The following is a 16883-nucleotide window of genomic DNA, read 5'->3' as shown; positions in this document are numbered from 1 at the left end:
CATGACGAAACAAGTTGAAATTTTCACTGACGGTTCCTGTTTAGGCAACCCAGGTCCAGGTGGCTACGGTATTGTGTTGCGTTACAAAGACGTAGAAAAAACACTCGCTAAAGGTTTCACCTTAACAACCAATAACCGTATGGAAATGCTGGCGGCTGTGGTCGCACTCAAAACGCTTAAAGAGCCATGCTCGGTAATCCTGACTACCGATAGCCAATACGTTCGTCAAGGCATCACTCAGTGGATCCATAACTGGAAGAAACGCGGCTGGAAAACAGCTGATAAGAAACCAGTAAAGAATGCAGACCTATGGCAAGAGCTCGACAAAGAAACAGCGAGACACGATGTAGATTGGCGCTGGGTAAAAGGCCATGCTGGGCACAGAGAGAATGAAATGTGTGACGAGTTAGCCCGCAACGCGGCAGAAAACCCAACAGAAGAAGACACGGGTTACCAACCAAGCTGACGTATCCTTTCTAGCAATGTTTAAAAAGCCGCTACTTATCCAGAGTCGATGAAGCGGCTTTTTTAGGCTTCAAAGAATCACGAATCTCACGCCTAACATTAGTATTAAAGCTTGCGCTTACCGGAGACCAACGACGCTTCAAGTGCCAATGAGGCTTGATTGGCTTTAAAGGATAAGTACGTTTTCGAGCAACCACAAAATACTGACTGCCCGCCCCTGATGCCCAATCACCTAAGCTATTTTCCAGCCAAGTCCACATGGTTTGATATTTCTTCATCGGAAACAATGCATACGTGTCGCAATGTACTACCTGATAATTTAATACACCCAACCAATCTTTAATCCGATTAGGGCTATACATACGCCCGCTCCAAGGCAAATTATTCTTGCGCCAAGGCATCAAACTCGCCAATCCAGTAAAGCTAAATGGGTTGAAACCTGTGATAATCAGATAGCCGTCGTCCATCATTACTCTGTCGACTTCTCTTAATAAGCGATGGGGGTCATTGCTATAATCTAATTGATGGCTAAGTACTACTGCATCAAAGCTTTTTTCAAGAAAGGGTAAATTGTAACCATCCGCCGCGACATTGTGTAATGGGTTCTGGATATCTAAATTTACTTGATGTTGAATGTTACAAGTACAGCTCGTTAGCTCACAGCTTAACCCGCCAAGTTTGAGCATATGGTAACCGAACAGCTTCGGGCACCATTCATCAAGACGAGTTTGAATCGACTCACATACCCAATCCCCGTTATGTAATTGGGACCAAGTGTAAGGATGTTCGATTTTTTTACGGCTACGCGCAGGCTTTATCAACAATCTGTCTCACTTATGGTGACTGGAGAACCAATAATGTTATATATCAAAAGCATACCCGCATTTAACGACAATTACATCTGGCTGATACAAAATAGCGATCGCCGTTGTGCTGTTGTCGATCCAGGGGATGCCGCTCCAGTATTAAAATATTTGCAGCAACATGAGCTAACTTTAGATGCAATCTTAATTACCCACCACCACCACGATCACATTGGTGGCGTTTCAGAACTGGTTAGGCAATACCCAAGTGTCGATGTCGTCGGACCAAAAAATGAGCCCATTCCAACGCTCACACACCCTGTAGATGACGGTGACCAAATTGAACTCTTTGACGAGATCTTTTTAGTGTTAGGTCTTGGAGGCCATACTAAAGGGCATATCGGTTATGTCGGTGATGCCAAACTCTTCTGTGGCGACGTCTTATTCTCAGCGGGTTGTGGCCGAATTTTTGAAGGAACTCCGAAGCAGATGTTCGATTCTTTAAATAAGATTGTAGCCCTACCTCAAGAAACAGAAGTTTACTGTGCCCATGAATACACCGCGAGCAATGTTGCTTTTGCTTTAGCCGTTGAGCCGGATAACGATTTATTGCACCAATACCGAGATGAAGTAAATCGACTTCGTGCGCAAAATAAACCGACAATTCCGACTACGTTACGCCAAGAAAAGTGGATCAACCCTTTCCTACGCTATACGCAACCAAGTGTTGTTAAGTCAGTTTCAAACCGAACTCAACAAACCGATCCTTTGTCAATTTTTACCGCTTTACGTGAGTGGAAGAACGAATTTTAACGATTTGCTGCTTGTCACTCGTATAGGGTGACAAGTATTATCAGCAGCCGTTTATTTAAAAGGCTGTATCATGCGAGTTAAGTACAGCTGGGCATTGGCACTACTGCTTTCCGGGTGCCAATTAACTCAGTCCGACAATCAAGACCAAGCGTCAGAGTCAACCAACCAACCTACACCTGACAATAAGGTGGCTTCGGAAGTTGTTTCCACAACGACTCAAACAGAAGAACCGGTGAAGGTTAAAGCGCCTGTCGTAACCCCACAAAATCAGCAAGACGTTTGGCAACGCATTGCAATGCAACTCGAGATGACGGTTCCTGATCATAAAAAAGTCGATTACTACCGTACCTGGTATCTCAAACACCCCGCTCACTTGAGAACTGTGTCTAAACGAGCCGAGCCTTTCCTTTTCCTCATTACTGAAAAAATTGAAGAACGCGACATGCCAATGGAGCTAGCCCTGCTTCCAGTGGTTGAAAGCTCATTTGACGCTTTTGCGTATTCTCATGGTAGTGCCGCGGGCCTATGGCAATTTGTGCCGGGTACCGCTGAATGGTTCGGACTAAAACAAGATTTTTGGTACGACGGACGCCGTGATGTGGCCGCTTCTACCGATGCAGCACTGGATTACCTCACTTACCTAAACAAACGCTTTGAAGGTAACTGGAATCACGCCATTGCGGCTTACAACAGTGGTGGCGGTCGAGTCTCCAGCGCAATTCGTAAAAACAAGAAACTTGGTAAACCTATCGACTTTTTCTCGTTAGATCTGCCGAAAGAGACCAGTAGCTATGTGCCAAAACTGCTTGCGTTAGCCGATATTGTTGCTAACCAAGAGAAGTATGGGCTGACCATCCCTGCGATTGCCAATGAGCCAGTTTTAGAGCTTGTTAACCCTAAAGAACAACTCGATCTTGCCATCGCAGCTAACTACGCCAACATCAGCGTAAAAGAACTTCAAAGCTACAACCCGGCTTACAATCAATGGGCAACGGCTCCTGATGGCCCTCACCAATTGTTACTGCCTATCGAGTCCGTAGAGCGCTTTAACCAACAAGTAGAGCAAAACCGCGGTAAAGGCATGAAGCTAGTTCGCTATAAAGTGCAGTCAGGCGATAGCTTGAGCGTGCTTGCGAACAAATACAATACGACCAGTAAAGTCATTCGCTCTGCCAACGGCCTGAGCAATAACAATATCCGTATTGGCCAGCACTTGATGATCCCTACCTCAACGAAAGACGACACGGTATATACGCTAAGCGCCAATAACCGCTTAGCCAATACTCAGTCTAAGTCTCGCGGTCAATACAAACTGACACATACAGTGAAAAGTGGCGACAGCTTATGGGACATTGCACGCGCTAACAAAGTCTCTCATCAGTCCCTAGCAAAATGGAATGGCATGGGCCCACGAGATACATTACGTGTTGGTCAAGAGCTCGTGATTTGGAAAAACAGCAGTGATGGAGCCATTATTCGTACCGTTTTCTACAGCGTACGTTCTGGCGATACCATCAGCGGTATTGCAAGTAAGTTCAAAGTAAAAAGCTCAGATATTGTTAAGTGGAATACTCTGCAGAAGAAAAAATACTTACAGCCAGGTCAAAAGCTAAAACTGTATGTAGACGTAACTAAGGTGAGCGTATGACCCCGTCGAAAAACCCACTCGTAATGGTATTGGATATATTCCGCTCTCCAACGGCTTGCTTTCTCGCGCTCTACCAGCGCGGAGCATGGGGTTGGCAGCCATATGTCATTCTAATGCTAAGTCCATTCTTGTTCTGGGGCGCTTACTTTTCCAATGTCGATTTCAATTGGCTAAGTGCAGAGTTATCGCAGCAGCTCGCGGTATCTAACCCTCAGCAACTCGAGCTTTTAGACAGCAATACTCTAATGGCCAGTGAGATCATCAGTGATGTCTTTGGGCGCACCTTGGCAATCTTAATGTTGGCTTTTTGGTTCAATTTAGCCGCTAAACCTAGCCAACACCAACATGGTTACTGGAAATGGTTTGCTGCATCTTCTGTTGTAATGTTCCCTGCTGTACTCGGTGATATTGCGAGCTACGCTAGCCTATTACTCAAACACGGACAAGTGATGAGTTACGCGGCAGATTTAAACAGTTTAAATGGTTTGATCAAATTGCCTCTGACTAGCGACTGGTCACAATTTGCGAGCTCTTTACCACTGCTACTGCCTTGGTACATTGTTCTTGGCTACGCGGCCGTTTTGACCTGGACTGAATTCGAAAGAGGCCAAGCGTTGGTCATTTCTGCACTACCTTGGCTTGGCTATTATCTGATTTGGGCGATTTACTTACTGATTTTCTAATAATCTAAATCGTACCAATAATGGATTATGATCAGAGGCGTCAGTGATTGACGCCTCTGCTGTATCTAACGCTAAATCACGATAAAAGACATGATCTAGTGGTAAGCCAGATACAAATTGAGTGCGATTATCTGGATTAAACGCTACCTCTTTTAGCCCAACATTGGTCAATTCCGCTTTCAGTACGTCCATCCTAGCTTCGCTCCAACTATTAAAGTCCCCTGCGAAAATCATTGGTCCCTGATGGCTCGACAGTTTCTGCGTTAATACACTCAATTGAGATTGGTAGTCTTCCGTGCCTAGAGTGAAGTTCACAGCATGGATATTAACAACCGCCAATGTTTCACCATTGTCCAAAGAATAGAGCGTCCATAGTGCTGATTTAGGTAACTGTAACCAAGGTTCGGTATACGTAAAGCCGCAGGCTTGCGTTGGCAATGTTTTGGCTAAGCTCAAGACGCCAGCGCTGGTATTAAACGCTTCAAATGCGTTGACTTGATTACTTCCCCACTCCGCTTGTTTAATCCATCCTTTGAGCTCTTTAGTCATACTAGCCTCTTGCAGCAGCACAATTTGGCTGTGCTTGGAAAAACGCTCAAGTGACTGCGCCCAATTAGGTCGGTTTTGTTTGTATATGTTCCAGACTAGTACACCTAAGCCTGCACTCGTGTCTAAAGGCTCAGCCAAGGTATTCTGATAGCACGTATATTGCTTTTGCTCCGATAGGCTCGAAGCCGTCACTAGCTCAGTTTGATTGGGAATCGTAAAGATAAGGTGATGACTGGCTACAGCGCCAATCGACAAAATCACGATAAATAGAAAAAGCTTTTTGAACATAATTACAAATGCACTAAATGAAAAAGGAGCGATAATCGCTCCTTTTTTGAATTCAATTTAAACGGCGTCTTCGTCTTCTTCGCCCGTACGAATTCGGACGACGCGCTCAACATCAGTGATGAATATTTTTCCGTCACCAATCTTACCGGTTTGAGCCGTTTCGATAATAGTATCGACACATTGATCGGCTACTTCGTCAGTAACCACAATCTCTAGCTTTACCTTAGGCAGAAAATCAACCATGTATTCTGCACCACGGTACAATTCAGTGTGCCCTTTTTGACGACCAAAGCCTTTAACTTCAGATACCGTCATACCAGTAATACCCACTTCTGCTAGTGCTTCACGCACGTCATCAAGCTTAAATGGCTTGATAATGGCTTCTATTTTTTTCATGTTCATCCCTTAAACTCAACGAATTGCACCATTATCGGTTAGCTATTCTAAACATTCAATCAAAAAAGCCAGAGCAAATAGGCTCTGGCTTTTAAAAATTCTAATCGCTTAAATTACTTAAGGCTTGAGTAGTAAGCCGCTAAGTTAGCAATGTCAGCATCGTTTAGCATTGCAGCTTGAGCTTGCATAACTGCAGCTAGACCGCCATTTCGCTCTTTATTCTTATATGCATTCAGAGATGAAATGATGTATTGCTCATTTTGGCCTTTTAAGTGCGGGTAACCAGGGATCATCGCAATGCCGTCAGCACCGTGACAAGCAGCACAAACTGCCGCTTTTGCTTGACCAGCTGCAACATCACCTGCAGCCAATGCATTACCACTTAATAAACCCAAACCAAGAACTAATCCTAAAGCGACTTTTTTCATTGCTATTTCCATATTTATTTTTATGTAAAGATAAATAGGATTGTGACATAAATTATTAGCCCTTGCTCCAGATAAGGTCACAATCTTGGCCTTCGAATGATTTATCAACAAACAAATCTGCCACAGCGACAACTTGATTTTGGTACATCAGAATCGGTGTGCGTCGTCTTAACCAGCTCGGAACCTGATATTCTTGAAAGAGTTTTTTCAATTTACGGCTATGGCCTCGGCCAACTGGATGAGCACTAAGCCCCTCAGGATTAAAGCTTCCCCAGAGCTCATTGGAATCAGTTGGTAATGAGATACGACCGTTCCCGTCATCACTTGTAAAAAGCAGCTTGCCTAGACTATCAGGCAGATCAAGCTCTTGATTTAAAGTTACTTTACATGACCAGCCCGATACATCAGCTTGCGTACCTACCAAATACAATCGATTAGCAAAGCGACGAATGGTTCCACCAGCTAATTTTAGCTCTGGGTTCGCATCATTTTGCGCATTCGCGACTTCCTGCCAGATCAGCTGTAACTGCTTCTGGCTTGGCATGGGGGAACCTAATACCTCTAACCACATACGAATCAAGCGCGCTCTCAAGAGTGGAGAGTGCTGACTAAGCTCAGCAATCGATAAGCTTTGATCTTTCTGAATGGCTTGCTCTAAGGGTAGTGTAAGCAGTTCATCAAGTAATGTTTCTTGCTCGGCGCATAATTGTGCGCTTCGCTGCACCGACTGGCGAAAACTAGGCCAACGCTCGGAAAGTACCGGAGTCACTTCATGACGAATAAAGTTGCGCTCAAATCGTTGATCGGTATTACTTTCATCTTCTACCCATGCTAGCGATTTTGATTGGGCGTATTGCACCACCTGCTCACGGCTAGCATCCAGCAATGGCCTTAAAATCAAAGCATGACCAAACTGCTTCACTGCAGCCATTGAAGACAAACCTTTCGGCCCACTACCTCGCTTAAGTGCTAACAAAAAGGTTTCCACTTGATCATCACTATGTTGACCCGTTAACAGTACATCCCCAGGGTTAAGGTGCTTGTTTAGCGCATGATAACGGGCATCACGAGCCAGTTTTTCTATGCTCTCACCACAGGTCAAATCCAGAGACACTCTTTCAATATGAACAAGAATATTTAGCTGCTCACAAGTTTGTTGGCAATGCTCTACCCACTGATCTGCGTTTTCACTTAAACCATGATGCACATGAACGGCAAGGCATTCTAAATCTGGGAGCTGCTTTCGATATTCAGCCATAAGTTCGAGTAGAACTCGCGAGTCCACACCTCCGCTATACGCCAAAACGAGCCTGCAAGGCTGTTCAGGTAACTGTTGAATAGACTGAGTAAAGGTCTCAAAAAGAGATGACATGCGAGTTCCAAGGTAAATTTGAATAGACCAATAATAAAAAAGGGCTGGACCAACGTCCAACCCTTTCAATCAAATCAATTTGCGTGAAAGCAAAATCAACTGATTAGCAGTAACCGTAGCTCATTAGGCGCTGGTAACGACGCTCAAGAAGCGTGTCATTATCAAATTGCTCAAGCTCTTCAAGCTGCTTAACCAGTGTTTCTTTCATGTTCGCAGCCATCTGAACTGGATCACGGTGTGCACCACCTAGAGGCTCAGGAATGATCTCATCAATAAGCTCTAGCTCTTTTAGACGAGGAGCCACAAGACCCATAGCTTCAGCCGCTTGAGGTGCTTTATCTGAATCACGCCATAAGATTGAAGCACAACCTTCTGGAGAAATTACTGAGTACGTTGAGTACTGAAGCATGTTCACGTAGTCGCCAACACCAATCGCTAGTGCACCGCCTGAACCACCTTCACCAACAACGTTACAGATTACTGGTACTTTTAGGCCAGCCATCACTTTTAGGTTTTTCGCGATCGCTTCAGATTGACCACGTTCCTCTGCACCAACACCAGGGTAGGCACCCGCAGTATCGATGAAAGTAATAATAGGCATGTTGAAACGCTCAGCAGTCTCCATTAGACGTAGCGCTTTACGGTAACCTTCAGGCTTTGGCATGCCAAAGTTGCGGATCACTTTTTCTTTAGTTTCGCGGCCTTTTTGGTGGCCAATAACCATCACTGGACGGCCATTTAAACGAGCCATACCACCAACGATTGCTTTATCGTCAGCGTATGCACGATCACCGGCTAGCTCTTCAAATTCAGTGAATACGTTTGCTAGGTAATCTTTTGTGTATGGACGCTGTGGGTGACGAGCAAGTTGAGCTACCTGCCATGCACCTAAATCACTAAAGATTTTTTGTTTAAGCTCTAAGCTTTTTTTCTCTAGTTGTTCAATTTCTTTGTCTAGATCTACCGCAGTGTCACCACCATGACGAGAAACGTCACGTAACGCTTCAATTTTTGCTTCAAGTTCAGCGATAGGCTTTTCAAATTCTAGAAAGTTCAGGCTCATCTATGAATCCTTGTTGATTCAGCTCTCAAGTAAGTGGAGCTAAATTTAGTTAAATTCGAGTTCTACTTGGCCATTACCAAGCAGCTGTTTTAATTCGTCTAGTAATGTATCACTTGGCGTTACACGCCATTCGGTGCCCAAAGTTAACCGCGCTCTCGCGTCGGCACGCTGGTAGTATACATTGACTGGTACTGTTCCGGCTCTATGCGGCTCTAAGATTTGACTAAATCGTTCAAAAAATTGGCCATCAATTTGTGATTCATCAATCGAAACTGATAATCCACGTGCATATTTTTCGCGGGCGCTTCCGAGATCCATGACCTCGCGCGCGGACATTTTAAGGCCACCGTTGAAGTCATCAAAGCTGACCTGTCCAGAAACGACCACAATTTTATCTTTTTCGAGCAGTTCTGCATACCGTTCGAGTGCATCTGAGAACAACATGACTTCCATTCGACCAGAACGATCATCCAAAGTCATCAAGCCAATACGAGTGCCGCGCTTGGTCGTCATCACCCGTGCTGCTATCACTAAACCAGCAACAGTAAGTGACTGATCGCGACGAGTTGGTGTCGCCTCATTTAATCGACAACTCGTATACTTGGCAAGTTCCTTAATATACGCATTAACTGGGTGACCGGTTAAATATAAGCCTAAAGTTTCTCTTTCCCCTTCCAGCCATACTTTCTCAGGCCACTTAGGTACTTGTGTATATTTCTGCTCGACTTCTTCTGGTGCATCCGTCAAAACGCCAAACATATCAGACTGACCGAAGGATTCCGCATGGTGATGTTGGCTCGCTGCTTTTACTGCATCGTTAAGGGACGCCATCATTGCCGCACGGTGCGGGCCTAACCTATCCAAAGCACCTGAGTAGATTAATTTCTCAATCACTCGTTTATTGACCTTCTTAAGATCAATGCGAGCACAGAAATCAAACAGGTCTTTAAAGTAACCACCTTTTTCACGCGCTTCAATAATGGCTTCGATAGGGCCTTCACCTACCCCTTTAATCGCGCCAATGCCATAAACGATTGCGCCTTCTTCATCAACATTGAAGCGGTACAAGCCAGAGTTAATATCTGGCGGCAGAAGCTTTAGCTTCATACGCAGACACTCATCAACCAGGCCGATAACTTTCTCGGTGTTATCCATATCGGCGGTCATTACCGCTGCCATAAATTCCGCCGGATAGTGCGTTTTTAGCCATAAGGTCTGGTAAGAAACCAGCGCGTAAGCCGCAGAGTGAGATTTGTTAAAACCATAGCCAGCGAACTTTTCTACCAAGTCGAAGATTTTCATCGACAGTTCGCCATCTACGCCATTAGCAATCGCCCCCTCTTTAAAGGTACCACGTTGCTTAGCCATTTCTTCTGGCTTTTTCTTACCCATCGCTCGACGGAGCATGTCCGCGCCGCCTAGCGTATAACCCGCTAAGATTTGGGCAATTTGCATTACCTGTTCTTGATAAAGAATGATGCCGTAAGTCGGGTCTAACGTTTCTTTAAGTGACTCGTGTTGCCAAGTTTCATCTGGGTAAGAGATCGCTTCACGGCCGTGTTTACGGTCGATAAAGTTATCTACCATGCCTGATTGCAGCGGGCCCGGACGGAACAGAGCTACCAATGCGATAATATCTTCGAAACAGTCGGGCTGAAGACGTTTGATCAAGTCTTTCATACCACGCGATTCTAACTGGAATACCGCTGTGGTTTCAGAGTTTTGTAAAAGGTTAAACGACGCCTGATCATCCAGAGGGATGGACTCAATACGAACAGGCTCTTTGCCTTCTTTCTTCAAGCGTGGGTTTACTAAACCTAACGCCCAATCAATGATGGTTAGTGTACGTAGACCCAAGAAATCGAATTTAACGAGGCCAGCTGTTTCAACATCATTCTTATCAAATTGCGTTACTGGGAAGTTACCTTCCGCATCCGCATAAATTGGCGCGAAATCAGTGATGGTGGTCGGTGAAATTACAACACCACCTGCGTGTTTACCGGCATTTCGAGTACAACCTTCGAGAATGCGACATTTATCGATCAGTTCACGTACTTCTTCATCACCATCATAAAGTTCTGGTAATGCAGGTTCGGCCTTAAATGCTTTTTCAAGCGTCATACCAGGATCAGGCGGCACGAGCTTGGAAATACGATCAACGAAACCAAACGGGTGGCCAAGTACACGGCCTACATCGCGAATAACGGCTTTTGCCGCCATGGTACCAAAAGTGATGATCTGAGATACCGCATCACGGCCATACATCTCGGCTACGTGGTCAATTACTTGGTCACGCTTATCCATGCAGAAATCGATATCGAAATCGGGCATGGATACACGTTCAGGGTTCAAAAAACGTTCAAAGAGTAGATCGTATTCAAGTGGATCAAGATCGGTGATATCCAACGCGTAAGCAACCAAAGAACCGGCACCGGAACCACGACCTGGACCTACAGGAACATCGTTATCTTTCGACCACTGGATAAACTCCATTACAATCAAGAAGTAACCGGGGAAACCCATGTTATTGATTACTTCCAACTCGATTTTCAATCGCTCGTCGTATTCAGGCCTTCTTTCAGCACGCACTGCTTCATCAGGAAATAAGAACGCTAAACGACGCTCTAAACCTTCTTCAGATTTCTTAATCAGAAAGTCTTCAATCGCGAGACCTTCTGTTGGGAAATTCGGTAGGAAGTATTCGCCGAGACGAACCGTTACGTTACAACGCTTAGCAATTTCGACACTGTTTTCTAATGCTTCAGGAATATCAGCGAACAACTCACACATTTCTTCTTCAGTTCGCAAATACTGCTGAGCACTATAGTTTTTAGGCCTGCGCGGGTCTTCTAAGGTGAAACCATCGTGAATGGCTACGCGAATTTCGTGAGCATCGAAAAAGTCTTCAGAAAGAAACACCACTTCGTTGGTAGCAACCACAGGTAAATCGGCTTGCTCTGCAAGCTCTAATGCAAAGTGTAGGTAAGATTCTTCATCAGGTCGGCCGGTACGAATTAACTCTAAGTAAAAACGATCTGGAAAGTGAGTTTGGTAAAACGAGACACACTCTTCAACCAAAGGCTGATTGCCTTTCAGCAACGCTTTACCGATTTCGCCACTTTTCGCGCCAGATAAAACGATTAAGCCTTCGTTGTATTTAGCGAGCCACTCTTTATCAATTACAGGCTGGTGTTGAACGTGGCCGCGAAGATACGCTTCTGAAATTAAAAGCGTAAGGTTGTTATAGCCTTTGTTATCAGTGGCAAGAACGGTGAGTTTAGTAAGCTCTTCTCCAAACTCTGGAGATTGCATTAAGAAGTCAGCGCCAATAATCGGCTTAACACCACAGTTATGTGCAGTGCCATAAAATTTAACGAGTCCACACAAGTTAGTGAAATCGGTCAACGCCACAGCGGGCATTCCCATTTCAGCGACTTTCTTAACCAGTGGCGGCACCTTTGATAAGCCGTCCACCATAGAGAAATCACTATGGACACGTAAGTGAATAAATTTTGGTTCTGACATTCATTGTTCCTGAATTCTAGGTAAGTGACCTAGGTTTACTGCTTGACGGATATTTTAACGTTGAAAGACAAATAGTACATAAGGTAAAAGCTATTCTAGGCCCAATACCCGCTTAACTGGCTTGAAACTTTTACGGTATTGCTCAATAACACCGTGTTTTTCGATAGCTTCAAAGTGTGCTTTGGTTGGATAGCCTTTGTGTTTGGCAAAACCATATTCTGGGTGAAGCTTGTCGAGCTCTTCCATCTCTTGGTCACGAACAACTTTGGCTATGATCGATGCAGCACTGATCTCTGCGACTCGTAGATCGCCCTTGACTACAGCTAGCCCATCCATTGGTAAATTAGGAACTCGATTACCATCGATCAGTGCCAAATCAGGTTGAGTTGATAACCCTGCGATCGCTCGTTGCATCGCAACCATAGTTGCCTGCAAAATATTTAATTCATCTATTTCTTCTGGGCTACAGCGTCCGACTGACCAAGCCAAAGCTTTTTCTTTAATTTCAGGAAGTAAAGCTAACCGCTTCTTTTCTGATAGCTTTTTAGAATCGTTCAGGCCTTCAATCGGGTTATTGGGATCTAGAATAACTGCCGCAGTCACTACATCTCCAACAAGAGGCCCACGCCCCACTTCATCTACCCCGGCAACCAATTGATAGCCAACAGGGTAATCAAATGGTGGTAATTCTTTCTTTTCTTTTACAGCCATACTATTTTCCAATTAACTTTAACACGGCGTTTGCTGCCTGCTGATCAGCATCTTTTTTGATCCACTGATGCATTTCAGTAAATTTTTCAATGAGTTCTGCGTTATCTGACGCTAATACATTTTCCAATGCAGGGTATAAGAAATCAGGGTGACATTCTTCTTGAATGAATTCTTTAACTAGCTCTTTCCCGGCTAAAACGTTCGGTAACGATACAAACTCGGTAATCGACAATTTTTTCGCAATCCAGCCAGTCAGCTTATTCACTTGATAACCAACTACCATCGGGCGCTTCACTAACATACATTCAAGTGCCACCGTACCCGATGCTAACAACACTGCATCAGAGGCGCTCATGACATTTCTTGCTGTATCTTCGATAATAATGAATTCGAGTTCGGGAGCTGTTTCTTTCCAAATCGCTTCAAATTGTTCTCTGCGCTTCTTATTAACTGCAGCTACCACAAAGCCCATATCTGGATGCTTGGCATGGATTCGCTGACAAGTTTCAATAAACGGCTTGGCAATCAGAGCGACTTCGCCTCCACGACTACCCGGCAAAACAGCTAACCATTTTCGCTCTTTCTCTAACCCCAATAATTCACGGGCAGCTGTTTGATCGCTTTGCATAGGAATGGAGTCAGCAAGTGTATGCCCTATGAATTCGCATGCGACGTTATATTTGTCATAAAAGGCTTTTTCAAAAGGTAAGAAAGCCAACACAAGGTCGGTAGCGGCATCAATTTTAAAAATACGTTTTGGTCGCCATGCCCATACGGAAGGGCTTACGTAGTGAACCGTTTTGATGCCCGCATCTTTCAACGTTTTCTCTAAACGTAGATTAAAGTCAGGTGCATCTATACCAATAAACACATCAGGTGGATTTTGGGTAAAGTAACGTACAAGCTCTTTTTTTACATTGAGTAACCTTGGTAGTCGGCCCAACACTTCCACTAAGCCCATTACCGCTAACTCTTCCATATCAAAAAGAGATTCACAGCCTTGAGCAATCATCTTTGGCCCGCCAATTCCCACAAATTCCGCATTAGGATACTGCGCTTTTATCGAGCGAATGAAGCCTTCTCCTAGTGTATCTCCGGATAATTCACCGGCGACGATACCGATTCGTAAAGGTTGTTCAGAATGGAATTTCGGTTCTTGCGGGACTTGTTCTATTGACATATGACTACCTAATTTTCATACCTACTTAAAACAAAAAAGATCGCTCCATTTAGCGATCTTTTTGTTGTTCACATCGCATTCGTTAGCGAATGATGCCACGCTCTGAGCTTTCTAGCATATCTAACATAAGAGTAATTGATGCATACTCTTGTGCCATTTCAACTAAAACCGGCTTTGCTTCTTCTAAAGTCTTACCCGAGCGATAAATCTCTTTATACGCTTTTTGCAATGCGCGGATTTCAGGCTTCTCAAAACCGTTTCGCTTCAGGCCAACTAAATTGAGGCCAAATGGTGCTGCGTGGTTACCTTGCGCTAGCACATAAGGAAGAACATCTTGAACCACCGCTGAACACCCACCGATGTATGCGTAAGCACCAATCGAACAGAACGGGTGGATAGCCGATAATGCCATAACACCAGCGTAATCACCGACTGTTACATGTCCACCTAGAATCGCATTGTTACCAATATGAGTGTGGTTTCCAACGATCACGTCGTGAGCAACGTGCGCATTGACACACAGTAAGTTGTCATCACCAATGACTGTCGTCGCTTTATCTTGTACCGTTCCGCGATGGATCTGTACAGCTTCACGAATAACATTACGGTCACCAATGACAACAGTCGTATCTTCACCACCGTACTTTTTGTCTTGGTTTTCTTCACCAATCACAGCGTGAGGGAAAATACGGTTTTCTTTACCTATCGTTGTGTGACCTTTGATCACAACATGCGACATTACTTCAGTATCATCGCCAATCGTCACATTACCTGAGATGTATGTGAAAGGGCCAACAGAAACATTAGCACCGATAGTCACATCACCTTCGATTACTGCCGCAGGATGAATCTTTGCTGTTTCATGAATCATATTAAAACTCTCTACGAGCACACTTAAGTTCAGCAGAACACACTACTTCACCATCTACTTTTGCAACACCGTTGAATGATGCAATGCCGCGGCGCTCTTTTAGAAATTCCACTTCGATAACAAGTTGATCACCAGGAACCACTGGCTTACGGAACTTAGCTTTATCTACACTTGCAAAGTAGTACAGTTCATTTTCAGAAGGTGCGCCAAACGATTTAAATGCCAAAAGGCCTGTAGCCTGAGCCATTGCTTCCAAAATCAAAACACCAGGGAAAACTGGCAGTTGAGGAAAGTGACCTGTGAATTGAGGCTCGTTAACAGAGACATTCTTAATCGCTGTAAGGTTCTTCGCTTCTTCGAAGTTAGTCACACGATCGATCATCAAGAATGGGTAGCGATGAGGTAACAGTTCCTGAATTTCAGTAATATTCATCGTTTTCTGTTCAGTAGTCAAAGTCGTATTCCTATATGTATTCTTTAATCAGATTGGTGAGAATTATAAACGAAAAAGACTCGCAATTCGCGAGCCTTTCCTAGAAATATGGAATTAAGATTCCTCATTCTTCTCGATTAGCTTTTCAACTGCTTTTAGACGCTTATTCATATCGTCAATGCGGTGAACTCGAGTCGCAGTCTTACGCCACTCTTTGTTTGGTTGCAGCGGGATACCAGATGAGTACATTCCTTTTTCAGAAATACTACGCATCACCATACCCATACCCGTTATCGTAACGCCATCAGCGATTTCAATATGACCATTGATAACGCTGCCACCGCCAATAATACAGTACTTACCAATAGTAGTGCTGCCCGCAATAATAGTACCACCCGCTAGTGCGCTACCATATCCGATGTGCACATTGTGTGCGATCTGCATCTGGTTATCTAGAATCACATTGTCTTCAATGATCGTATCATCTAATGCACCGCGATCAATCGTAGTACATGCGCCAATTTCTACTCGGTTACCAATACGAACCGTTCCAACTTGTGGGATCTTTATCCACTCGCCTTTCTCGTTCGCATAACCAAAGCCATCAGATCCAATCACAGTATTGGCTTGCACCAAACACGAATGACCAATCACAACTTCATGATAAATACTGACATTAGCCCAAAGCTTGGTATCAGAGCCTATTTGAGCATTCTTACCAATAAAACACCCAGCTCCAATAACTGCGTTATCACCAATCACTACACCCAACTCAATCGTTGCGTTCGCGCCGATAGAGACGTTATTGCCTAATTTTACGTCTTCTGCAATAACCGCAGAAGGAGCAATGTCAGATGCAGGCGCTGGTGTGGTATCAAGTGCTTGTGCAACTTTCGCAAAAGCGACATACGGGTCAGCGACAACCAATACGTTTGTTGTACACAACTCACGCTCGCTTTCCTTAACCATGACTGCCGAAGCCTTACAATCAGCTAAGTGCTTACTGTATTTAACATTCGAAAGAAAAGTAATATCGCCTTCAGTCGCTTTATCCATCGGAGCCACCGCAGTAATGATTAATTCACCATCACCGTGTAACTCGCCCCCAGTTATTGATGCCAATTCGGCTAAAGTCAGTTTTGTCATAAATGAATTATTTTAGTGATTTAATTACTTGCTCAGAAATGTTGTATTCAGGCTTACCATATTGCATTGCTTGAATATCTACAATTACGTCATAGCCTTCTTTCTCAGCTACTTTTTGTACTGCATCTTGAATAACTTTGAATAGCTTCTGCTTTTCTTGCGCTTCACGACGTTGGCTCGCTTTCTCAAGAGCTTGTGCTTTGATCTTGTACTTACTGTCTAGCTGGCCAATTTCAATACGTAGTTTTTCAACTTCTTCTTGGCCTAGAAGCTCACCATCACGCTTCAGCTTTTCAATCTTAGTTTTCGCTTCGGCTTGAATTGTTTGCAGCTCGGCTGCCTTGTCTTTGAATTCTTCCTGCATTTTTTGTAGAACAACTTCACGCTGTGGTAAAGCTTGGAATACTTGCGCAGTATTCACAAAACCTACTTTTTGCGCAGCTTCAGCAGCATGAGCGAAGAAAGAAGAGCTTAGTACTACAAGGCCAAGGCCTGCTGCTTTGATCATT

17 protein-coding genes are annotated in these 16883 nt (G+C 44.3%); 4 read left to right on the top strand and 13 right to left on the bottom strand.

The genetic code is table 11. The features are described 5' to 3' along the window. The first annotated feature begins 1 nt into the window (after position 1). Positions 2 to 466 (top strand): ribonuclease HI, encoded by a 465-nt coding sequence (gene rnhA, locus ELZ11_RS01615; RefSeq protein ID WP_137355624.1) that lies wholly within the window; start codon positions 2 to 4, stop codon positions 464 to 466. Between the two features lie 31 nt (positions 467 to 497). On the opposite strand, the gene ELZ11_RS01610 is transcribed toward rnhA, so the two are convergent. Next, on the bottom strand, positions 498 to 1283 hold the full coding sequence (locus ELZ11_RS01610; protein WP_137356241.1) for a class I SAM-dependent methyltransferase: 786 nt from the start codon (positions 1281 to 1283) through the stop codon (positions 498 to 500). A gap of 39 nt (positions 1284 to 1322) precedes the next feature. Between ELZ11_RS01610 and gloB the strand changes: the two genes are divergently transcribed. The 3 genes from gloB to ELZ11_RS01595 all read left to right on the top strand — a co-directional run bounded on the left by gloB (position 1323) and on the right by ELZ11_RS01595 (position 4412). Then, on the top strand, positions 1323 to 2081 hold the full coding sequence (gene gloB, locus ELZ11_RS01605) for a hydroxyacylglutathione hydrolase (protein WP_137355623.1): 759 nt from the start codon (positions 1323 to 1325) through the stop codon (positions 2079 to 2081). A 70-nt stretch (positions 2082 to 2151) separates the two neighbouring features. Further along, positions 2152 to 3729, top strand: coding sequence for a LysM peptidoglycan-binding domain-containing protein (locus ELZ11_RS01600; protein WP_137355622.1), 1578 nt, complete (start codon positions 2152 to 2154; stop codon positions 3727 to 3729). After that, entirely contained in the window at positions 3726 to 4412 is a 687-nt protein-coding gene (locus tag ELZ11_RS01595) for a YIP1 family protein (protein WP_137355621.1), read from the top strand. The genes ELZ11_RS01600 and ELZ11_RS01595 overlap by 4 nt, the downstream gene beginning before the upstream one ends. On the opposite strand, the gene ELZ11_RS01590 is transcribed toward ELZ11_RS01595, so the two are convergent. From ELZ11_RS01590 to ELZ11_RS01535, 12 genes are all read right to left on the bottom strand, one after another. Beyond that, the gene (locus ELZ11_RS01590) at positions 4398 to 5249 is read right to left on the bottom strand and encodes an endonuclease/exonuclease/phosphatase family protein (protein ID WP_137355620.1); all 852 of its coding nucleotides are present in this window, start codon (positions 5247 to 5249) and stop codon (positions 4398 to 4400) included. The two genes, ELZ11_RS01595 and ELZ11_RS01590, sit on opposite strands and share 15 nt — an antisense overlap. A gap of 57 nt (positions 5250 to 5306) precedes the next feature. Next, positions 5307 to 5645 carry a nitrogen regulatory protein P-II gene (gene glnB / locus ELZ11_RS01585; protein WP_004738609.1) on the bottom strand — a complete coding sequence of 113 codons (339 nt, stop codon included), beginning with the start codon at positions 5643 to 5645 and terminating at the stop codon, positions 5307 to 5309. A gap of 113 nt (positions 5646 to 5758) precedes the next feature. After that, positions 5759 to 6073 (bottom strand): c-type cytochrome, encoded by a 315-nt coding sequence (locus ELZ11_RS01580; RefSeq protein WP_137355619.1) that lies wholly within the window; start codon positions 6071 to 6073, stop codon positions 5759 to 5761. Between the two features lie 55 nt (positions 6074 to 6128). Continuing rightward, positions 6129 to 7445 carry a tRNA lysidine(34) synthetase TilS gene (tilS, locus tag ELZ11_RS01575; RefSeq protein ID WP_137355618.1) on the bottom strand — a complete coding sequence of 439 codons (1317 nt, stop codon included), beginning with the start codon at positions 7443 to 7445 and terminating at the stop codon, positions 6129 to 6131. A 103-nt stretch (positions 7446 to 7548) separates the two neighbouring features. After that, positions 7549 to 8508 (bottom strand): acetyl-CoA carboxylase carboxyl transferase subunit alpha, encoded by a 960-nt coding sequence (accA, locus tag ELZ11_RS01570; RefSeq protein ID WP_137355617.1) that lies wholly within the window; start codon positions 8506 to 8508, stop codon positions 7549 to 7551. A 45-nt stretch (positions 8509 to 8553) separates the two neighbouring features. Then, entirely contained in the window at positions 8554 to 12033 is a 3480-nt protein-coding gene (gene dnaE, locus ELZ11_RS01565) for a DNA polymerase III subunit alpha (RefSeq protein ID WP_137355616.1), read from the bottom strand. Between the two features lie 90 nt (positions 12034 to 12123). After that, positions 12124 to 12744, bottom strand: coding sequence for a ribonuclease HII (rnhB, locus tag ELZ11_RS01560; protein ID WP_137355615.1), 621 nt, complete (start codon positions 12742 to 12744; stop codon positions 12124 to 12126). Position 12745: 1 nt separating this feature from the next. Beyond that, the gene (gene lpxB, locus ELZ11_RS01555; protein WP_137355614.1) at positions 12746 to 13924 is read right to left on the bottom strand and encodes a lipid-A-disaccharide synthase; all 1179 of its coding nucleotides are present in this window, start codon (positions 13922 to 13924) and stop codon (positions 12746 to 12748) included. An 82-nt stretch (positions 13925 to 14006) separates the two neighbouring features. Next, on the bottom strand, positions 14007 to 14795 hold the full coding sequence (gene lpxA / locus ELZ11_RS01550) for an acyl-ACP--UDP-N-acetylglucosamine O-acyltransferase (RefSeq protein WP_137355613.1): 789 nt from the start codon (positions 14793 to 14795) through the stop codon (positions 14007 to 14009). Between the two features lies 1 nt (position 14796). Further along, entirely contained in the window at positions 14797 to 15249 is a 453-nt protein-coding gene (gene fabZ, locus ELZ11_RS01545; protein ID WP_137355612.1) for a 3-hydroxyacyl-ACP dehydratase FabZ, read from the bottom strand. Positions 15250 to 15342: 93 nt separating this feature from the next. Beyond that, positions 15343 to 16374, bottom strand: coding sequence for a UDP-3-O-(3-hydroxymyristoyl)glucosamine N-acyltransferase (gene lpxD, locus ELZ11_RS01540; RefSeq protein ID WP_137355611.1), 1032 nt, complete (start codon positions 16372 to 16374; stop codon positions 15343 to 15345). A 7-nt stretch (positions 16375 to 16381) separates the two neighbouring features. Then, positions 16382 to 16882, bottom strand: a complete 501-nt coding sequence (locus ELZ11_RS01535) for an OmpH family outer membrane protein (RefSeq protein WP_208746683.1) — start codon at positions 16880 to 16882, stop codon at positions 16382 to 16384. Position 16883 lies beyond the last annotated feature (1 nt).

It is taken from the genome of Vibrio profundi, from assembly GCF_005281835.1.
Classification (GTDB): Bacteria; Pseudomonadota; Gammaproteobacteria; order Enterobacterales; family Vibrionaceae; genus Vibrio; species Vibrio profundi.
Note: the sequence above shows the minus strand (reverse complement) of the source record. Positions and strands in the feature narration are given on the sequence as shown.

What these genes read in the sequence shown, in the direction of transcription:
- rnhA (WP_137355624.1), top strand. Translation starts at nt 2, where the DNA reads ATGACGAAACAAGTTGAAATTTTCACTGACGGTTCCTGTTTAGGCAAC.
- gloB (WP_137355623.1), top strand. Translation starts at nt 1,323, where the DNA reads ATGTTATATATCAAAAGCATACCCGCATTTAACGACAATTACATCTGG.
- ELZ11_RS01600 (WP_137355622.1), top strand. Translation starts at nt 2,152, where the DNA reads ATGCGAGTTAAGTACAGCTGGGCATTGGCACTACTGCTTTCCGGGTGC.
- ELZ11_RS01595 (WP_137355621.1), top strand. Translation starts at nt 3,726, where the DNA reads ATGACCCCGTCGAAAAACCCACTCGTAATGGTATTGGATATATTCCGC.
- ELZ11_RS01590 (WP_137355620.1), bottom strand. Translation starts at nt 5,249, where the DNA reads ATGTTCAAAAAGCTTTTTCTATTTATCGTGATTTTGTCGATTGGCGCT.
- glnB (WP_004738609.1), bottom strand. Translation starts at nt 5,645, where the DNA reads ATGAAAAAAATAGAAGCCATTATCAAGCCATTTAAGCTTGATGACGTG.
- ELZ11_RS01580 (WP_137355619.1), bottom strand. Translation starts at nt 6,073, where the DNA reads ATGAAAAAAGTCGCTTTAGGATTAGTTCTTGGTTTGGGTTTATTAAGT.
- tilS (WP_137355618.1), bottom strand. Translation starts at nt 7,445, where the DNA reads ATGTCATCTCTTTTTGAGACCTTTACTCAGTCTATTCAACAGTTACCT.
- accA (WP_137355617.1), bottom strand. Translation starts at nt 8,508, where the DNA reads ATGAGCCTGAACTTTCTAGAATTTGAAAAGCCTATCGCTGAACTTGAA.
- dnaE (WP_137355616.1), bottom strand. Translation starts at nt 12,033, where the DNA reads ATGTCAGAACCAAAATTTATTCACTTACGTGTCCATAGTGATTTCTCT.
- rnhB (WP_137355615.1), bottom strand. Translation starts at nt 12,744, where the DNA reads ATGGCTGTAAAAGAAAAGAAAGAATTACCACCATTTGATTACCCTGTT.
- lpxB (WP_137355614.1), bottom strand. Translation starts at nt 13,924, where the DNA reads ATGTCAATAGAACAAGTCCCGCAAGAACCGAAATTCCATTCTGAACAA.
- lpxA (WP_137355613.1), bottom strand. Translation starts at nt 14,795, where the DNA reads ATGATTCATGAAACAGCAAAGATTCATCCTGCGGCAGTAATCGAAGGT.
- lpxD (WP_137355611.1), bottom strand. Translation starts at nt 16,374, where the DNA reads ATGACAAAACTGACTTTAGCCGAATTGGCATCAATAACTGGGGGCGAG.
- ELZ11_RS01535 (WP_208746683.1), bottom strand. Translation starts at nt 16,882, where the DNA reads ATGATCAAAGCAGCAGGCCTTGGCCTTGTAGTACTAAGCTCTTCTTTC.